An 18665-nucleotide genomic window follows, 5' to 3' on the forward strand; every position below is an offset into this window, starting at 1 on the left:
CTCACCCGCGTCCATCCGTGTTCCACCCCTCCCCCGTCGCGCTCAACGACCCGCACCGCGGTAGTGACGTAAGGTAGCAACTCGGACTAACATAATTGAATCTCCCAGACAGTAGCTTTCTCGCACAAATATGCTATAATCGTATCGCATATATTTTCATATATTTGATGCACTACAAGCAAAAGCCATGGCTTCACGCAGTGGTAATAAATCAACAGGATCACGACGAGCGAGCAGTCAGAAGCGCGGCAAAAGTAGCGCGAAAGGGGGCTGGCGGATCGTCTTGCGACCCGAACACCAACGTGAACTTTTCGCGTTGGGGCTGATGCTGGTTGCTGTCCTGACCATTATCTTTGCCTTTACCGGCGAAGCCGGTGGTCTGGGAACTCTCTATCTCAATACCGTGCGTTCGCTGTTCGGTGCCGGTGTCTTTTTTGTCCCGCTCACGCTCTTCATGATCGGGCTGGCGATTCTCTGGCAAGAGCGCATGCACGATGCCAGTCTGAGCGGTGCTAATGTCCTAGGTACCGGAATGATATTACTGGCCATGCTGGGTCTGCTTGAAGTGCCGGTACATTCCATTCTTATCGCTGATCGAATGAATGAGGGTGGGGGCTGGATTGGTTACTGGCTGCTTGAACTGCTTCAGATGGCGATTGGGCAGATCGCAGCAGTGCTGGTGATTCTGGCGCTCGGTCTGGCCGGCCTGCTGCTCACGTTCAATCTTACGGTACGCGAGCTGGTGGTGGGTATGGTTGAACGTACTATCGCGTTCCGGCAGGTGTTATGGAGTGCACCACGACGCTCGCAATCATCACCGGCAACGTTGCCGCGCAGTGGCGTCGATCTGGTGTTTTCCCCACCTCCCCAGGGTGAGAGTGATGATATTGTGCCGACTCCAATCGCGGCCCGTCCAACCCGAGCCAGCCTCTTCCAACGCCCTACGCCTGAGCTACCTCCGCCAGCCAGAGAGCCGGTGGTGGCAGCAAAGCCGGTTACATCGGTGAAGCCCGAACCGGTACAAGAGGTGGTGCAGGAACCGCTAGATGGCTTTGAGATTTCGCCGGTACGCCGGGCATGGCCGCTGCCTTCGCTCGAACTGCTGCTGGAACGCACGGTCGATGGCGGGATTACTGATGAAGAACGCCGACTCAAGGCACGGGTGATCGAGGAGACCCTGGCCAGTTTTAAGGTCGAAGCCCGTGTTGTGGGGGTGAATACCGGCCCGGCGGTAACCCAGTTTGAGCTGCAACCGGCAGTAGGGGTGAAAGTCGCCAAGATTACGACGCTCGAACGCGACCTGGCACTGGCGCTGGCAGCCCAATCGATACGAATTGAAGCACCGATTCCGGGCAAGAATGTAGTTGGGATCGAGATTCCCAACAGTGCGATTGCCATGGTTTCACTGCGCGAGGTGCTCGACAGCGAGGAGTTTGAAACCTTCCGCGGGCGGCTGAAATTGCCGCTGGGTAAAGATGTGAGCGGTACGCCGGTGATCGCCGATCTGACCAAAATGCCCCACCTGCTAGTGGCCGGTGCAACCGGTTCGGGGAAGTCGGTGGCGATTAATGCGTTTCTCTGTGGTCTGCTCTTGAAGCATACGCCTGATGAACTCAAGCTCATTCTAATCGACCCCAAGATGGTCGAGATGATTGTTTACAACCATATCCCCCATCTGCTTTCGCCGGTCGTTACCGAAGTAGAACGGGTAGTGCCGACCCTGAAGTGGGCAACCCGCGAGATGGAACGGCGGTATAAGATCTTTGCCCGTAACGGTTGTCGTAACATCGACAGTTACCGTCAGTTGATGCGTAAACGGGCCGATCTGGAACCGATGCCCTATATCGTAATTGTAATCGATGAGCTGGCCGACCTGATGATGATGGCAGCCGATGAAGTCGAGACGTATATCTGTCGGCTGGCCCAGATGGCCCGCGCAACCGGGATTCACCTGATTATTGCGACGCAGCGCCCTTCGGTTGATGTGATTACCGGTTTGATCAAGGCCAACTTCCCGTCACGAATTGCCTTTGCCGTCACGTCGCAGGTTGATAGCCGGGTGATCCTCGACGTGCCGGGTGCTGAACATCTGCTTGGTCGGGGTGACATGCTGTATATGGCCGCCGACTCGGCCAAACTGATCCGGATTCAAGGCACTTACGTCGCCGACCGTGAAGTCGAGCGGATCGTTGAGTTCTGGCGTCATGCCGCGCCACCGACCGAGGCGACTGCGGCCCAGCCGAATACAGCCACCGGTGAAGGAAAGGCGGCTGAAGAGTCTTCCGGCGCTGAGCCATTCCGACCGCCAGCCGAGTTTCTTTCTCCCGCCGAACAGGATGAGTTATTACCGCAGGCGATTGCGCTTGTGGGTCAACACCAGCGTGCCTCGGCTTCGCTGTTGCAACGTCGGTTGCGCATCGGTTATTCAAAAGCCCAGCAATTGATCGATCTGCTCGAACAGCAGGGGTATGTCGGCCCAGCCGAGGAGGGACGTTCACGAGAAGTGCTCAAGCGCAACGGTTCAGCAACGTCGTAACAGCACAACACCAAAGGAACAATGCTATGGCAATCGAGGATTTCTACACGAAGACCAGGCGGATTCTGGCAAACCTGCTGGAAGAGACGTCCAAAGCCGACCGGGAGCAATTGCTCGATGCATACGCTGAATTACTCACCCGGCTGCACGCCGAAGAGTCCCATCGGATGCTGACCGAGGTGATTGAAGATGCCCGAACCCGTCTCGATGCCCGCCTCTCCCCTGATCCCATTCGCCAGACAATCGCCGGTGTGCAGAGTACGTTGCAGGACCTCTGGAACAATCTGTGGCGGTAAGCGCCGGTTGTACGATAACGTGGACACCGGTAGCCAGTGTGATGTCTGATCAAGAGATATGAGCCTGCCGGGTACCCCATTGCCTCCTCAATCCAGATTACCGTTTTTACGCCATGGAGTTGCTACCAGATCACGGCAGTAACCATACGCTATCGAGCATGACCGCTGGGTTAGTGTGTGCCAGATGCCTGGCGTGACATACGGTGAATGCGGAAGCATGGCCGACGCACTTCACGTGATAGATACAAGCGGTAAGACGGGTATTGGGTACGTCATTCGATAGCCTACGTCCGGCAGGGAGGCGGAAGCATGACTGCTTACTTCTGAAGAATCGCCTGGTGGCTTGTTTTCTGTAGGGGTGAATGAGATAACCTCAAATCTGGTGAGATAGAGGTGATGGCATACCGGTCTATTACCCCGATGTTGCACCTGAACGATGCAGCGCTGGACGCCGGCGCTGGTATGCTAGGAGATTGTAGGGGCACGGCATGCCGTGCCCCTACTCTGGTAACGCTTCAGCACGAGGATCACACCTGAACAATGCCCATGGCTGAGCAAGATTTGGTATAACACTGGTGTCGCTGATCCAGTATAAGAAATGGAGCGCTGTATGACGGATCACTATCACGAAAAGTTGCATCAGGCACAAGAGCTGCTGGCTGCGTATGACCTTGATCTCTGGCTGATCTTTGTCCGTGAGACTGCCGAACATACCGATCCCACCCTGAAACTTCTCGGTCATTTTTCCCTCACCTGGCCAACTGCAATTGTGATTACCCGTCAGGGTCGGGCACTGGCGCTAACCGGATTGGGTGATGATGAAGCGGTACGCCATACCGGTTTATTTGATGAAGTACGTACCTACACCCAAAGTATCGGCCCTGAACTGGTACGCCTGTTATCCACATATAATCCACAGCGGATCGGGATTAACATCAGTCGGAGTGATGTCAGTGCTGATGGACTAACGTATGGGATGTACCTCAATCTGTGTGATTATCTGGCCGATACACCCTACCGGGAACGGCTCGTGTCAGCCGAGCAGTTTGTTGCCGCATTGCGCAGCCGCAAAACGCCCCAGGAAGTGGATCGCTTGCGCACTGCGGCTGACCTCAGTATGCGCATTTTTGCCGCAGTTGGTGATTTTCTGCGTCCCGGTGTCAGCGAATACGAAGTTGCAGCCTTTGCTCACGCGCAAACTCAGGCTGCCGGCGCCACCACAGCCTGGGACCCCGCCCATTGCCCTGGCCTCAACGCCGGCCCCAACTCGCCATGGGGGCACGTCGGTCCCTCGGCTGAAATTGTTCGGCCTGGGGAAGTATTTCACATGGATTTTGGCGTCAAACTAAACTATTACTGCTCTGATCATCAGCGTGTCTGGTACTGTCTGCGACCGGATGAACACGAGCCGCCAGTAGAAGCGCAGCATACGTTTAATGCTGTAAAGACCGCGATTCGCGCTGCTGCCGCTGCGGTACGACCCGGCGTGGCCGGTTGGGAGATCGATGCAATTGCGCGCCAGACCATTACCGCTGCCGGTTATCCTGAATATCCCCATGCGCTCGGTCATCAGGTTGGCCGATCAGTGCATGACGGTGGTGTTGGCTTCTACCCGCGCTGGGAGCGCTACGGTGACAGGCCGTATGGTACCATCGAAGCTGGGATGGTTTTGACGCTGGAACTGGGTGTACGAACGCGCTTCGGCTATATCTCGCTTGAAGAAGAGATTCTGGTAACGGCGGACGGTTGTGAGTGGATTGGTCAACCGCAAGAAGAATTATGGTTAATTCGGTGAGTTGTCGCCACCTTTCAACGCTGCGCGGTTAGAGAGATGCGTTATATCAAATCTTGAGTGATACCATAGATCGCTACTGATGCCACCGGACATGCAGTGAACGGTGACAATCCGTCTCCTCTGCGACGATTTCATGATACGGATGGGTTCGTAGGGGCGGGTTCAGAACCCACCCCTACGAACAGGGCACGTGCCCGTTCACATTGTTATACAAGGGATACAGCGAATGAGGAACTGGTGAAAGGGCATGTCTTGAGTCACGTGCCAGAGATTGTTTTTCAGATTTGATATTATCTCCAGGCTGACCGTAGCCAGAAGGGGGTGAGATATACCTCCCCCCCTTTTAACTTCATCGACTTATGATCCCACCACCACAATACGCGGTGAGAGCGTGAGAGTCAGCGTTGAGGTAATCGGCAGAGCCGTACCCGTCGCATCATAGATAGCGCGTGTTCCTGCCGGTACGGTCAATGTTCGCTCGTTACCATCAACACTCCAGACTACCAGAACCTCACCGTTGGTTGTACGAAAGTGATACCCCTCCAGTCCGGTGATGTCTACAGCTCGCAGGTAGCGTGCTTCGCCAAGGCGTTGGCGCAAGAACTGAAAGGCACGGAAGGCCGGTAATGGTTGCTGATCCTTATCAAGCAAACCGCTCTCTTGCCAGCCAGGACCGTTGAGCGTATACCAGTGTGATGCCAGCAAATCGATCGCCATAGCTCGAGCATAAAGACGTATTACGGCATCTGCCTTGGCTCCCTCAAAGCCGTTAGGCCGACAAGTGGGCGAGCTACGGTAGCAGAGCAATGCACCTTCATTCATCATCAATGGTTTCGCATAACCGTATTGTGCCATCATTTCACGCAGATAGGCGGCCTTACCCAAGGTGGCCCCGCCTCGATCACGCCAGCCTGGCAGCTCCCGATCAGGATCAAAATTGGCACGGAAATAGCCATACGCATGGTAAGCCACAATATCGAAATAATCACCACCTCCAGCCCGTAACACACCCTCGAAAAAGCGCCAGGACCGACAAAGCTTCCCATTTACGGGTAGGCCATCCGGTGCGCAACCAAGCAGCAGTCCTCCCAAGATCACCTGTGCATCTGGATCGGCAGCTTTGATTGCCGGATAGGCGACTTTCAACATCGCGGCATATGCCGCACCGCCGTAGCTCTCTTCGTCACTCTCGTCACCCCAACATCCGAACGGCGCCGTGCTGCCTACAATCTGGAAAGGAGCATCTGGTTCATTCCCCAATTCCCAAAATCTTACATTGTACGGCGGTTGACTGTAACGGCCGACCAGGTCGCTGAGAAATGCGGCAAATGCGGGTAAGGCATCGGTGCGGATCGGCCCACAGATAGTATCAGGCTGCGCCTGTGCCCACGTCGGTGCACCGCGCACAATCACCATCGGCACAGCACCGGTAGCACTGATGGCTTGCAATTCAGCTTCAACCTGTTGTAACACTTCCCAATTACGCACGCCCGGCGTTGGTTCAACCTCCGACCAGAGGATACCGTTGTAGCGCACCCAGTCTGCTCCCAGCTCGGCTAGACGGTTGGCGGTAGCAGCTACGGAACCACGGTTAATCTCGACACCAAACCCCGACCGGCCACTCCGCAAATCGGGCAATGGTTGTGGCGATGTGTACAGCTCACGACCGAGCAGCCCCAGCAACACTCGTGAGCGGGCCGGATTTTGCGGATGCCACTCAAACCGTGCCCGCTCAAACCACTGCGTCAGCACCAGATCACCGTTCGCATTACGCTCCATCTGCGGTGCAGTCAACGGATACCCGAACAGCGCCAGTGACTGCGCGTAGCGACTCAAGCCGGGAATGCGCAAACCGTTGTTCTGCCAGTACGAACGAAACCCAATGCCAGGCTCCTGATCGCAGACATTGTGACCGGTTTCGGGAAACCAGAGGCATCCAGGCTGTGGCCCGTTATCGGGCGGATCGGCAAATGGATCACGACCACTGCGCGCTAATGCCTCTGCCCCCATCCGCCCGATCTGGATGCGATAGGCCGGTGGATTAGCGGGATGCAGCTCCAGTCGGTTTCGTTCTGTCCACTGCACCGTCAACAGCCGCCCGTCATCACCCCGAAACTGTTCCAGCGCACTGATAGGATAGCCAAAGACCGGTAAACCACCGTTATCACGCCAGTAGGCAGCAAACGAGGGATGGAGACAATTGTCGATGAGGGGAATATCGGGAAAGCAGATCGGCACAGCCGTTTGGGCTACTGCCGGTGTGGTTGATACCAGTAACGTCAGCAATATGAGAATGATCGACCATTGTTTCATTGTCGGTATTCCTCTCACACTTAAACTCTGGTAGTGGCCACTGAACTGCTCCTAACCCATGTAAACTATCCCAAACCAAATGCTCAAGCGGTTTATAAACTTTATCACCTCCCACGAACCTGATAGCAAACTTCACTTTTCAAATGCTTTCACCTACTCCCTCACTCATCCCAGCGACAGCCGTGGATGGTCAGGGGAGCCGGGTAACGCGGATCAGGTATCTCGGCGACGACCGGACAACGGGTAGCAAGATCAGGACGACCAGGCAGCAATGGGAGAGCCTGCTCTTGCAAAACAAGATACGCGGGCCGGTACTGATCAATGGCATACAGAGCAGCTTCACCAAACCCACCCGGGACCAACCGGGCTGCAATATCGGGCTGCAAGAGGCCGGCAAAATCGATCATCGGTCGTTGGGCATAATAGCCGATAATACCAATCTCCAGCGTCGCCACACTGTCAGTTGGCGAGGTATTGGCTGCCAGCCACTCACCGGCGGCACGATAGACGGTTAGTCGCTGATCGACCTGTTGACCCAATCGATAGACAGAACTACCCAGCCAGAGCGTTGTGCCACCTACCAATACAACAACGCCGATCACCATGAAGCGCATACCGCCAACTCGCCGCAACCAATCACTACAAAAACGTACACCAAGCCCGAAGAGAGGGGCAAGACCGATCGCGAGAGGGGCAACGTACCAGAAATACCCGGCGACGTGCAACCATGTATACGCCAGACCATAGAGCGCGGCCCATCCGGGCAGAAACAACCAGCGCCAGAAACGAATACTTACGATTAGCCCCAGTATGGCCAGAGCAAAGATGATCTGGTACACTGGTTGCACAAAATGAGCCGTCAACGTTACCCACAATCGATCACCAAAATCGTAGAAACCGGGAATCAGTGCCTGTTGTTGTTTGGCGTAAAGCGTAACCGGTAACGGTCTGCCGTACACAACCCACGCCAATCCCATACCGGCGAGCACGATTCCGATCCAGATCATCGCTGCCGGCCACGGCCAGCAACGCGCATGACGCCAGTTGTTGTCGGTTGTCAGCAGGAGAAGCAGAGCCAGAGGCCCAACCAGAATACCGTCCGGGCGCAGCCAGACCAGTACCCCCAGCAAGAGACCGGTCAGCAAGTGCTGACCGCGTGCTGCCCAGACAAACACCCACAGGGTCAAGGCCATTGCCGGTAGTGTTTCACTCCCCAGGGTAGAAAGCGGCAGTGGAAAGAGTAGATACAAAAGTGCCGCACTACCACCGGTGATAGTATCACCCCACTGCCGCCCCAATTGCCAGAGGGCCAGTGCGCCGGCAGCATGGCTTAAACAGCCAAGCAAATTTGCAGCCAGTGGTAACGACCAGCCCAGCATGGCAATCGGGGTGAGGATCAGGCCAAACAACGGTGCGGTTGTGCTTAAGGTTGGTGTGTCAGGGTTATAGACAAAACCCAATCCGTGAGCCAGATTATGAGCGTAGCGGTAGGTGATGTACGGATCATCGTAACCGCGTTGATACAGGATAGCGAATAAACATAGACCGATTATCCCTACCAGGAGCCAGCGAATACGATCAATGACAGCTAACCATCGCAACTGCGATGAGCTACTATCAATGAGGGACGATTGTACAAATCTGGAACCCAATGAGACCTCTTTATTTATCTGTTCATTACAAAGCAGCGCTACAATAGGGGTATCATACCTGCATTATAGTCGGTTAGTAGATTATCCGTGCAGAGTGAAGATAGTTACCGGACGTACCATTTGCAGAAATCGTGCCTTCTATGCTCGACTATTTACGTACAGTTGCCATTTTGTTCGCCCAACCGATCCGGTTGGTACGTACCTTCACGCCTGACACATTGCGGGCTGACTTTCTGGCCGGCTTAACCGTTGGGCTGGTTTTGTTACCGCAATCGCTGGCCTTTGCAATTTTGGGCGGACTGCCTCCAGTTATTGGCCTGTATAGTGCGTTGACTGCCACAATTGTCGGAGCGCTATGGGGATCATCAAGCCATCTCAACAGTGGTCCTACCAACACCGCTGCTATCATCACCTTATCGGTGCTGGCGCCGATTGTAACTGTCGGCAGTTCTGAATTCGTCACTGCGGCCAGCCTGATTGCCGTCATGGCCGGTATCATCCGACTCGTGATGGGGATTGCACGGCTGGGCATGCTGGTTAACTTTGTCTCCGATGCGGTGGCCGTTGGCTTCACTGCCGGAGCCGGCATTCTCATTCTCTCGAATCAGATTGGCCCACTCTTGCGAATTGATCTTCCGCCAGGTGCTGGTATCCTGACAACCATCACCGAAACGGCGACCCATCTCGATGCGATTCACTGGCCATCGCTGGCGATTGGCCTCGCAACGATTATTATCATTCTCCTTGCACCACGCTTAACCCGCAAAGTGCCGGCGGTATTACTCAGTATTACTATCGTATCACCGATTGTCTGGTTCCTCGATCTCAAAGCACAGGGGGTGCGCGTCATGGGACCGGTGCCACCAGGATTACCGCCACTGGCCCAACTCCCCATCTTCGACCTGGACTTGATCGGCCATCTTGCGAATGGTGCATTAGCGTTAGCGATTATTGGTCTGGTTGAGGCAGTAGCAATTGCAAGGGCGATTGCCGGCTATAGCGGGCAACGCATCGACAGCAACCAGGAATTTGTCGGACAAGGACTGGCCAATATCGTCTCTGGTATCTTTTCCGGTATGCCCTGCTCCGGCTCGTTTAACCGTTCGGCGCTGGCGTATCAATCGGGTGGGCAGACAGCACTGACCGCGATTGTCTCCGGGATCACAGTATTTTTGGCTACAACGGTGCTGGGGCCATTTCTGGCTGAGGTACCGCGGGCTACTTTAGCCGGTGCGCTGGCCGTAACTGCGTGGAGCATGGTTGATCAGCGTGCAATGGCTCGCATCTGGCGTGGATCGCGCGGTGAAGCGGTGATCATGATCACAACACTCACGCTTACCCTGACACTACCACTCCAGTTCGCCATTCTTATCGGTGTGCTCATGTCGCTTGGCTACTACCTATTGCGCACGGCTATGCCGCGTGTGGAAGCAGTGGTACCCAATACTGAATTTCGCCATTGGGAGTCAGCCTATGGACGGCCAATGTGTCCGCAGTTGCTGGTGGTTGATCTGCAAGGTGATCTCTACTTCGGCGCTGTAAATCACGTGGAAGAACAATTGCTCAACCTGCTCGAACGACAACGGCAGGCGCGCTATATGCTCTTGCGCATGCACAGTGTCAACCAGTGCGATGTGAGTGGGATTCGTGCGCTGGAAACTATCCGGCGCGTCTTGCGGGTACGCGGTGGTGATCTCTTCTTCGTGCGGGTACGGGCCAGTGTGATGTATCGTATGCAGATCAGTGGGTTTTATGAACAACTCGGCGCCGAACGCTTTCTCGACGAAGACAAAGCCATTGAATATCTGTTTTACCGGGTGCTCGACCCCGCCGTCTGCATTTATGAGTGCGACCAGCGCGTCTTTCGCGAATGTCAGGAGCTGCCCAAACAACTGCTTCCCGGCCCGGTTGAGATCCCCGTGCTCGATGGGAAACGCCCCGTCCAGGTTACGGCACGCCGATTGTGGGAATTACTCCACACCGACCATCCACCCCTGATCATTGACGTGCGCGAACCGCGCGAATTCCAGCGTGGTCATATTCCCGGTGCCCGCAATCTTCCCCTCTCACAATTGTTCCACGAGCGTGATCAGTTGCCACCTGGCCCCGTCGTGTTGGTCTGTCGCAGTGGTCGACGTAGTCTGCGTGCAGCCGCCTTACTGGCCGGTCGGAACCCACCACCTCATATTCTCGAAGGGGGCATGCTGGCCTGGGAAGCAGCCAATCTTCTCGAAGCGGTTGAGCAGTTTTGAACAGAGCAGGGACTAGCTATGGAAGTTCCATTATCACAAAAACTCGGCCCAAACACCGGACTTGATCTGGTGCGCACCACCGAAGCTGCCGCCATGGCTGCTGCCCGTCTGATGGGGCGGGGAGAGATTGAGGCTGCCGATCAGGCAGCCGCAACGGCGATGGCGGCTGCCCTGGCTAATCTGGAGCTGGATGGCCGGCTTGTGATGGGTGAAGAGGTACGTGAAATGACAACAACAGCGTTATCCGAGGGAATGCGGATTGGTACCGGCAACGGGCCACCGGCCGATCTGGTCGTCGATCCGGTTGACGGACGACGGCAACTTGCCCAGGGCAAAGCGGGTGCGGTCTCGTTCGCCGCCGTTACCAATCGAGGGGCGTTGTGGGCACCGCACCCGGCAGCGTATATGGAAAAGATTATCGTTGGCCCCCAGGTAGCGCCATACCTGGTACCGGAGTGTCTCGATGCACCTGCCGGTTGGACACTGGCCCTGGTGGCACGCGCTACCCGTCGCTCGGTGCGCGATCTGGTGGTCTTTGTACTTGATCGGCCACGCCATGCCTACCTGATCGAAGAGATACGGGCTGCCGGGGCACGGGTGATGCTGGCCGACGACGGCGACATTTACGGCGCACTCCTGGCCACCATTGCCGGTACCAACGTTGACATCCTGATGGGGATTGGTGGTGCACCGGAAGGCGTACTGGCCGCCTGTGCCGTCAAATCACTCGGTGGCGCGATGCTAGCCCGTCTGGCACCGCAGAGCGAGGTCGAGCGCGAGGCAATTACTCGTGCCGGGTTGGACACCAAACGTATCCTGACCTGTGACGATATTGTGAGCAGTAACCAGATTTTCTTCGTCGCCACCGGCATTACCGATAGTGTTCTGCTGCGCGGTGTGCGTCTGGCCGGCGACCGTGCCGAAACCAATTCACTGATTCTTCGCTGCGAAACCCGTACTCGTCGGATCATCTTCGCCGAGCATTTGTTGACAGGGTGAGATGTGCCACAGATACATGACACCCCATCCAACGTCACCCAAACGCCGCACCTGGGTGATGCGTCGCTGTGCGTAAGAGCTGATCTGCCCGCTGGGAGCGCACACCTATGGTGCGTCCATATTACACCTGGTACCAGATCAAGCGAGATATCAAATCTGAACCATACAATGCAGGGCGCGCGATTCTGTAGGGGCGGGTTCAGAACCCGCCCCTACGCAACCCGCCCCTACCCGTCCACTAGCATCATGCAGGTGACACCCACGGATCATCGCAGACGGAAGATCACGGTTCACCGCACATCCGATGCCAGACAGTGAAGCAATGTATCGCGCAAGATTTGATATGACATCACATCATCCAAGGCGCTGCACCGGCACTCCCGCACCTGCGACAAGCCAAAAAAGACCTGGCCGTGACGTGCATGGTGACACTTCAACATGGGCGTGAATATGGAACGATGTACATTGTTGCACAGGCGTTGGTATCTCGTCACAAGTGACTGACCTGCTAGTGCATAAAATGGACGCCCAGCCGTGTGTCACCACCGGTGCAGCAAATCTTCCCCCAAGGAGCACATCTGACATCTACATCCTCACCTGATGCCCCCTCGCTGCATCCGCATTTCTCGCTTCCCACCCACTACTTCCTACTTCCTATTTCCTACTCCCACACCAGATGCGTGATCAGTCTGAATGTGCTATGATTGAGAAATATTTGTAAAGTTACGGTACAGCAAATGGTTCAATCATTGTTCCCACGCTGCACAAGACAAACCGTTGGTATTAGAACTTATTTCATAATAAAGTTGTACTGTCGCGCTCGAATAGCCATCTCAGGTGCTATCACGCGCTGGATTGGTTGCCTTGCTCGCTCATCATCCATGTGTCGCGACGTTTGGAGTGCGGCAGCATGGCTGCCGCGCCAGCCGTGCTCACGATCTGGCACGTGTCAGGTCGTTGACCCCGCTGGTCACGTGGATACAGGGTGTTCTCGTCACGATCATGGCATCGGTCGGCAATGAATGAGATAACTTCTATTAGATGTTTTTTGAAATAGGTTCTAGTCTTGTATTCGTGTTGTACACTGATTGAGGACCCTTGAACACAGAGCAAAGGAAGCTCCGATGAAAGTAGCAATACTGGTGCTAGCCGGAACAGAATCACACGAAGGGTTGGGACGACTGGTCAATGCCCTTGAAACCGCTAAAGAGCTGAAAGAAGCGGGAGACGATGTGATCATCATCTTCGACGGAGCCGGCACAGAGGGATTAGCAACATTAAGCGATCCAGGTCATCGCCGCCACGAATTGTACCGTGCCGTCGCCGACCGGATTAGCGGAGCGTGCAGCTTTTGCGCCAATGCCTTTCATGTTCGCGACCGACTCATTCACGCTCAGATCAAGTTGTTGAGTGAGTATGAAGACCATCCCAGTATCCGGCGTTTGCTTGTAGAAGGGTATCAGGTTCTCACCTTCTAATCCAGATGAGCAAGAAACCGAACTGACTGGTTACTCTGACGGCATACCAACAATAAATACAAAAGCCTGATATCATCATGACATCAGGCTTTGCTGGTGAGCCGGGTGGGGATCGAACCCACGACCCTCTGATTAAAAGTCAGGTGCTCTACCGCTGAGCTACCGGCCCTCCAGGGGTAGTATAGCCGAATCTGGCGTTAGCGTCAAATACATACGCTCAATTCTCGACGCGATGAAACGCCTCGGCCAGTGGGAGACCAAACTCTTGTCCACGCTCGGCAGCCCACTGCCGTACCCACCCGGCCAGTTCGGTCTGATCGGTGCCCAACTGCGAGACATGGCAACGCAACGCAGCCAGTTTCTGCTCGATGGTAGCGCTGATGTCTACCGCAAAGTTTAACACCGGTGCGCCGGTAATATAGACTTCACGCACTTTGCTCGGCGGATAGCCTTCGGCCAGTAATTCGGGAAAATCCCAGCCGTTTTGCGCTGCTGGATAGACCGCTGCCAGAGTCGCGTTAGCGGCTGCCAGATGATCGGGATGAAAGCGCGGAATCGAATATTGCGGTGTCCACACTCGGTCTGGCGACTGACAGACAACGCGCTGCGCCCGGATACGCCTGATCTGACGCACAATATCACGCCGCAACTCAAGCGTCGGTTGCAGCATACCGTCGGGGTAATCGAGAAATATCACCTCTTTAAGGCCAAGCACCTTCGCCGCAGCCTGCTGCTCAGCCTTGCGTATTTCGCTGATCCGTCGTCGGGCCGCCGGACCAACATCGGTGGCATCATCGGGGCCACCACCACTGCCATCGGTACAGACCACCAGAGTAATTTCCCAGCCCTCCGCCGCCCACGCTGCCAGCGTGCCACCACAACCAAATTCGGCGTCGTCAGGATGGGCAACAACGACTAATGCTGTTTTTGGTTCGCTCTGTGTTTGCTGCATGGTAACTCCTCATCAGGTTGTTGTGCTGATAAGTAGCATACCATGACTTTTGACACATCACGATCACCGATGTCAGTAGCCAATAACATAACTTAAGTTGCCACCTACCCTGTGAGCAGGCCACGAAAGACTACCGGCGATAATGAACAGCACGAACCTACCTACCACATCGTGCAGCGTACCTGACCGGTATGCATCGGGTGGATCGCAACCAGTTTCGTAGACGCACTACGTCACGCACATCTGGTATGCCCATCCGCCGTGTCGCTGTGGTGATAGAAGGGAGCACCGTGGGTGACGATCTATCCGCGTGCATCCGCTTAACCCGCTTCCATCCGTGTTCCACCCCTCCCCCCGTCGCGCTCAACGTCCCGCACCGCTATGGTGACGTAAGGTAGCAACTTGGATTAATATAACATGGGCGGGCGCTATTAACTTGCAACAACGCCACCCAGATCAATTATTCACTCGCCCGCCGTACCTCAGCAGCGGCTGCCCGCACCCGTGCCAGCGGGTCACTCGGCGGAGCCGGTGCCGGCGAATTGAGAGTCTGCTCTACAACCTTCCCAATATCGGTCAACCACTGATTGAAACGCTCCATTGATTGCCAGGGATTCAGGATGCGGCCTAACCCAATTGTCGAGATCGCATTAAGCATATTCCACGGATAGCCGGCCAGTTGATCAACACTCTGTTGCGTGAGATTGGTGATCAACGAACTGACATTCGTTGCCACGCTAGAGCCGGCAGGTGGGTTGATGACTGCAAACGCCTGGCGCCGCAATTCCTCGGCGTTGGTAATCACCGCAATCGGCCCTTTGCCGCGTACTGATGCTTGGCAACCGAGACGCCATCCTTCCTGGAGACGTGCATCTGAGAGCCAGATTTTTTCGCGGTCGTTTGGCAGGCTGAGAAATTCAGCTCCTGCTAGTACCCGCACCTTGCAGGTCTGACAAAAACCGGTACCATCACAGACAAATCCGATGTGCGCACTGTTGCGACGTGCAATATCGAGAATGCGTTCACCGGGACGAGCCGTCATTTCGACATCGTTCACAATGACTGTCGCCATACCTGTTCTCCTTTAGCAAAAAGTGTGTATATTCATTGTAACGCGATTTTGGCTTAATATAGTGGTATGATATCTATATGAGTGGAAATACTATACGGTGCCGTGTGGCATTGTTGCCCGATGACCGGTGCGCTACAAGCGCCCATCTGATAGTCATAGTTGCTCAGTATGGCGTTATCGACAACTCAGCGGACAAATGCTGTCCGTGTTGAACAATACACTGCCTCTGGCGCGTCTTTATCGTCTGCGCTGGCCGACCTGACCTGGCTCAACACTGCCGACATGTTGCGTGGTTTTGGTATCAACAAACCACCGTGGTTGTACGGGCTGGCTACCGTGCTGGCCCACCCACCGGCCCTACGCTTTGCTCGCCAGTTACTGACATTCGATGCACTGGTTGGTCAGGCTGGATTACCGGCTGGTTGCGCCTGGATCTGCTCACTTTTTGCACCTGGCCTGGACATCGTAGGACCACAACCACCTGCCCAGGGGCCATTACTCATCGTTGCCAACCATCCTGGCCTCCTCGACGCTGCGGCACTCATCACTGCGCTCAACCGAAATGATCTCAAAATCATCGCCATCGCCCGCCCGCTGTTGCGTACACTCCCCAATACCGCAGCAGCAATCATCCCCATCGGTACTACCCCTCAACACCGGATGAATGCACTGCGAACTGCTTTACGTCATTTGCAGCAGGGTGGTGCTGTTTTGACGTTTCCTGCCGGACGGATTGAACCCGATCCGGCTCACGATGACACTGCCAGTGCCAGTCTGGAAGACTGGTCAACCAGTCTTGATCTCTTTGGCCGGATCGCCGGTGGCGTACCGGTCGTGACTGCGATTGTCAGTAATGTTCTTGCCGAGGCAGCTCTGCATCACCCATTAACCTTGCTGCATCGTAATCCAGATGACCGGCGCTGGCTGGCAGCCATTCTTCAGGTGTTATGGCCCCATCTGGCGACCACACCGGTGCGCATTCAATTCAGCACTCCCTGCCGGGCCGACCATCAGATGCGTGCAACCGTCCTTCACACTGCCCGGCGATCTATCTACCAGGCTCGCGCCGCGCAAAGGAGAACACCGTGAGTCGGCACCATGTCATCGTCGCCGGTTCTGTGCTGGTCGATATGTTAGGGTACGGCCTGATCATGCCGTTGTTGCCTTTTATCGTCAAAACCTGGGTAAACGACGCCACAGTGATCGGGTTGCTTGGCTCGTTGTATGCAGCGATGCAATTACTGGCAGCACCACTCCTGGGCACCCTCTCTGACCGCATCGGACGCCGACCTGTCTTACTGATCTGCCTGTTTGGTTCAGCGGTAGCCTACCTCGGTCTGGCGCTGGCCGGCTCACTGCCGCTGGTCATCCTGGCCATCGCGCTGGGTGGCGCAGCCGGATCGAGCATGCCGGTAGCGCAGGCCTATATCGCCGATACCACCACCGCAGAGCGACGCGCACAAGGATTTGGGTTGCTGGGAGCAGCCTTCGGCCTGGGACTAATCGGCGGTTCGGCTATCGGCGGGTTGCTGAGTCAGTATGGATTAGCGCTACCACCTGCGGTAGCGGCGACGATTGCCTTCCTTAATGCACTCTGGGCAACCATCGCCCTGCCCGAAACCCTGCCACCCAATCGGCGACGCATCCAACCGGTGCGGCTGACAACCCCCTTTGTAGCAGCCGCGACTGTTCTACTCCTACCGCAAATACGTCCGCTTCTCGGCGCAGTTGTCATCCTCAACATCGCCTTCGCCGGGTTACAGAATAACGTTGCTTACTTCACCATGACCCGCTTTGGCTGGGGACCAGAACAAAATGCCGTCCTCTTCGTATTCGTTGGTCTGTGCGCCGTGATTACCCAGGGAGTCCTGCTCAGGATGCTGCAACCGTTGCTCGGTGAGAGGCACCTTGCCGGTGGCGGACTGGGTTTGATGGCTCTCGGCTTTGCCCTCGTGGGGCTGGTGCACAATGAAAGCTGGCGGCTCTTTCCCATTGCTGCCATGTTTGCAACCGGCATGGGATTAGCAGTTCCCGCCCTGACAAGCCTGATCTCGCTCCGGGCCGGTGATCGTCGCCAGGGAGCCATTCTCGGCGGCATGCAGACCCTGATCAGCATCGCCCTGGTGATCGGCCCGTTGAGCTTCGGTTTCATCTTCGACCAAATCGGCCCCGATGCTCCCTATCTCATTGGAAGCTTGATGCTACTCGGTGCATGGCTGATTACAGTACTAACCTTCATGCAACCAAAGCCGGTTACCACCAGTTCATTGCATCTAATTGAAGACTCAGAGGCTTAGATATGACAACGGTTTTTTCCATCACCCGTGCTGCTATGGCTGACTTACCAACCCGCTTCGGTCACTTTCAGATTGTGATCTATCTCGACGCAGAGCAGAAAGAACAGATAGCATTGACCTGCGGCCCGCTGCACACGCCGGAACCGGTTCTGACTCGTCTCCATTCCGAATGTTTGACTGGCGATATTTTTGGCTCGCACCGTTGCGATTGTGGTGAACAACTGGCAGCGGCGCTTACCGCTATTCAACAAGCAGGGCGCGGTGTCCTCCTGTATTTACGACAAGAGGGGCGCGGAATCGGATTAGTAAACAAAATTCGCGCCTATGCCCTCCAGCAACAAGGACTGGATACCGTTGACGCCAATCGCGCCCTCGGTCTCCCCGACGACATGCGCGATTACCGCGTCGCCGCTGCCATCCTGACCGATCTTGGGATCAAAAGCGTGCGCCTGCTAACGAACAACCCTGCCAAAATCACCGGCATTGAACAGCACGGCATTGCTGTAACCGAGCGCGTACCGCTCCAAATGCCGGTGAACAACTACAGCGCTGCCTACCTGCTGGCAAAACAGGTACGGATGGGGCATTTGCTCGATAGCCGTTTGTTGTAGCGCGAGATAGTACATAGCGTTACTGAAAGACATTCCCGCGTATCGAGAGGCAGTCTTACGACAACTGTCTTTGTGGGCTGGCAAGAATGGTTACGTTATATCAAATCTGAAAAATACAATGCCTGGCATGCGATCCAAGACGTATCCATTCGCCTCCCCTCATTTGACGCATCCTTTGTACGGCAATACGAACGGGCGCATGCACCGTCCGTAGGGGCGAGTTCAGAACCCGTATACTGCCCCCCTGGACAGTCAGACCACTAAGATGACATACTGAGCAGTCTATATTATACAGCAGATTTTTCACAAATTCAATAGCCTGGACAGTCAGACCACTAAGATGACATACTGAGCAGTAGTCAGATGACGAGGTGGAGCTGATGAGCAACGAACAGGCACGCAACGACGAGAC

At 55.5% G+C, this 18665-nt stretch carries 13 protein-coding genes and 1 tRNA gene; 9 read left to right on the top strand and 5 right to left on the bottom strand.

Features of this window, described 5'->3' with window-relative positions:
• Positions 1 to 187 precede the first annotated feature (187 nt).
• From VAE55_RS02485 to VAE55_RS02495, 3 genes are all read left to right on the top strand, one after another.
• Positions 188 to 2536: an FtsK/SpoIIIE family DNA translocase gene (locus VAE55_RS02485; RefSeq protein ID WP_322814239.1), complete on the top strand. Its 2349-nt coding sequence runs from the start codon at positions 188 to 190 to the stop codon at positions 2534 to 2536.
• 26 nt (positions 2537 to 2562) lie between these two features.
• On the top strand, positions 2563 to 2832 hold the full coding sequence (locus VAE55_RS02490; RefSeq protein WP_322814240.1) for a hypothetical protein: 270 nt from the start codon (positions 2563 to 2565) through the stop codon (positions 2830 to 2832).
• 610 nt (positions 2833 to 3442) lie between these two features.
• A complete protein-coding gene (locus tag VAE55_RS02495) occupies positions 3443 to 4627 on the top strand; it encodes a Xaa-Pro peptidase family protein (protein WP_322814241.1) in 1185 nt (394 codons plus the stop codon).
• Positions 4628 to 4984: 357 nt separating this feature from the next.
• Here VAE55_RS02495 and VAE55_RS02500 read toward each other — a convergent pair whose 3' ends face one another.
• Positions 4985 to 6940 carry a hypothetical protein gene (locus VAE55_RS02500; RefSeq protein WP_322814242.1) on the bottom strand — a complete coding sequence of 652 codons (1956 nt, stop codon included), beginning with the start codon at positions 6938 to 6940 and terminating at the stop codon, positions 4985 to 4987.
• A 161-nt stretch (positions 6941 to 7101) separates the two neighbouring features.
• Positions 7102 to 8592: a hypothetical protein gene (locus VAE55_RS02505; RefSeq protein WP_322814243.1), complete on the bottom strand. Its 1491-nt coding sequence runs from the start codon at positions 8590 to 8592 to the stop codon at positions 7102 to 7104.
• A gap of 140 nt (positions 8593 to 8732) precedes the next feature.
• Between VAE55_RS02505 and VAE55_RS02510 the strand changes: the two genes are divergently transcribed.
• From VAE55_RS02510 to VAE55_RS02520, 3 genes are all read left to right on the top strand, one after another.
• Positions 8733 to 10844, top strand: coding sequence for a SulP family inorganic anion transporter (locus tag VAE55_RS02510; RefSeq protein ID WP_322814244.1), 2112 nt, complete (start codon positions 8733 to 8735; stop codon positions 10842 to 10844).
• Between the two features lie 18 nt (positions 10845 to 10862).
• Positions 10863 to 11843 (top strand): fructose-bisphosphatase class II family protein, encoded by a 981-nt coding sequence (locus VAE55_RS02515; protein ID WP_322814245.1) that lies wholly within the window; start codon positions 10863 to 10865, stop codon positions 11841 to 11843.
• Positions 11844 to 12967: 1124 nt separating this feature from the next.
• Positions 12968 to 13321, top strand: a complete 354-nt coding sequence (locus VAE55_RS02520; RefSeq protein WP_322814246.1) for a hypothetical protein — start codon at positions 12968 to 12970, stop codon at positions 13319 to 13321.
• A 94-nt stretch (positions 13322 to 13415) separates the two neighbouring features.
• On the opposite strand, the gene VAE55_RS02525 is transcribed toward VAE55_RS02520, so the two are convergent.
• From VAE55_RS02525 to VAE55_RS02535, 3 genes are all read right to left on the bottom strand, one after another.
• A tRNA-Lys gene (locus tag VAE55_RS02525) sits at positions 13416 to 13490 on the bottom strand.
• A 48-nt stretch (positions 13491 to 13538) separates the two neighbouring features.
• A complete protein-coding gene (locus VAE55_RS02530) occupies positions 13539 to 14273 on the bottom strand; it encodes a PIG-L deacetylase family protein (protein ID WP_322814247.1) in 735 nt (244 codons plus the stop codon).
• A 460-nt stretch (positions 14274 to 14733) separates the two neighbouring features.
• Positions 14734 to 15345 (bottom strand): 2Fe-2S iron-sulfur cluster-binding protein, encoded by a 612-nt coding sequence (locus tag VAE55_RS02535; protein ID WP_322814248.1) that lies wholly within the window; start codon positions 15343 to 15345, stop codon positions 14734 to 14736.
• 168 nt (positions 15346 to 15513) lie between these two features.
• On the opposite strand from VAE55_RS02535, the gene VAE55_RS02540 reads away from it, so the two are divergent.
• Genes VAE55_RS02540 through ribA form a run of 3 tightly spaced genes read left to right on the top strand, consistent with a single transcriptional unit; the run spans position 15514 to position 18253 of the window.
• On the top strand, positions 15514 to 16434 hold the full coding sequence (locus tag VAE55_RS02540) for a 1-acyl-sn-glycerol-3-phosphate acyltransferase (protein ID WP_322814249.1): 921 nt from the start codon (positions 15514 to 15516) through the stop codon (positions 16432 to 16434).
• Positions 16431 to 17642 carry an MFS transporter gene (locus tag VAE55_RS02545; protein WP_322814250.1) on the top strand — a complete coding sequence of 404 codons (1212 nt, stop codon included), beginning with the start codon at positions 16431 to 16433 and terminating at the stop codon, positions 17640 to 17642. The genes VAE55_RS02540 and VAE55_RS02545 overlap by 4 nt, the downstream gene beginning before the upstream one ends.
• A gap of 2 nt (positions 17643 to 17644) precedes the next feature.
• Positions 17645 to 18253, top strand: a complete 609-nt coding sequence (gene ribA, locus VAE55_RS02550; protein ID WP_322814251.1) for a GTP cyclohydrolase II — start codon at positions 17645 to 17647, stop codon at positions 18251 to 18253.
• Positions 18254 to 18665 lie beyond the last annotated feature (412 nt).

Origin of the sequence: Chloroflexus sp. (genome assembly GCF_034432675.1) — a bacterium.
Taxonomy (GTDB): domain Bacteria; phylum Chloroflexota; class Chloroflexia; order Chloroflexales; family Chloroflexaceae; genus Chloroflexus.

Bases quoted from the DNA above. Each gene is read 5' to 3' on its own strand.
- VAE55_RS02500 (WP_322814242.1), bottom strand. From the start codon at position 6,940: ATGAAACAATGGTCGATCATTCTCATATTGCTGACGTTACTGGTATCA.
- VAE55_RS02540 (WP_322814249.1), top strand. From the start codon at position 15,514: ATGGCGTTATCGACAACTCAGCGGACAAATGCTGTCCGTGTTGAACAA.
- VAE55_RS02530 (WP_322814247.1), bottom strand. From the start codon at position 14,273: ATGCAGCAAACACAGAGCGAACCAAAAACAGCATTAGTCGTTGTTGCC.
- VAE55_RS02510 (WP_322814244.1), top strand. From the start codon at position 8,733: ATGCTCGACTATTTACGTACAGTTGCCATTTTGTTCGCCCAACCGATC.
- ribA (WP_322814251.1), top strand. From the start codon at position 17,645: ATGACAACGGTTTTTTCCATCACCCGTGCTGCTATGGCTGACTTACCA.
- VAE55_RS02515 (WP_322814245.1), top strand. From the start codon at position 10,863: ATGGAAGTTCCATTATCACAAAAACTCGGCCCAAACACCGGACTTGAT.
- VAE55_RS02485 (WP_322814239.1), top strand. From the start codon at position 188: ATGGCTTCACGCAGTGGTAATAAATCAACAGGATCACGACGAGCGAGC.
- VAE55_RS02535 (WP_322814248.1), bottom strand. From the start codon at position 15,345: ATGGCGACAGTCATTGTGAACGATGTCGAAATGACGGCTCGTCCCGGT.
- VAE55_RS02495 (WP_322814241.1), top strand. From the start codon at position 3,443: ATGACGGATCACTATCACGAAAAGTTGCATCAGGCACAAGAGCTGCTG.
- VAE55_RS02490 (WP_322814240.1), top strand. From the start codon at position 2,563: ATGGCAATCGAGGATTTCTACACGAAGACCAGGCGGATTCTGGCAAAC.
- VAE55_RS02520 (WP_322814246.1), top strand. From the start codon at position 12,968: ATGAAAGTAGCAATACTGGTGCTAGCCGGAACAGAATCACACGAAGGG.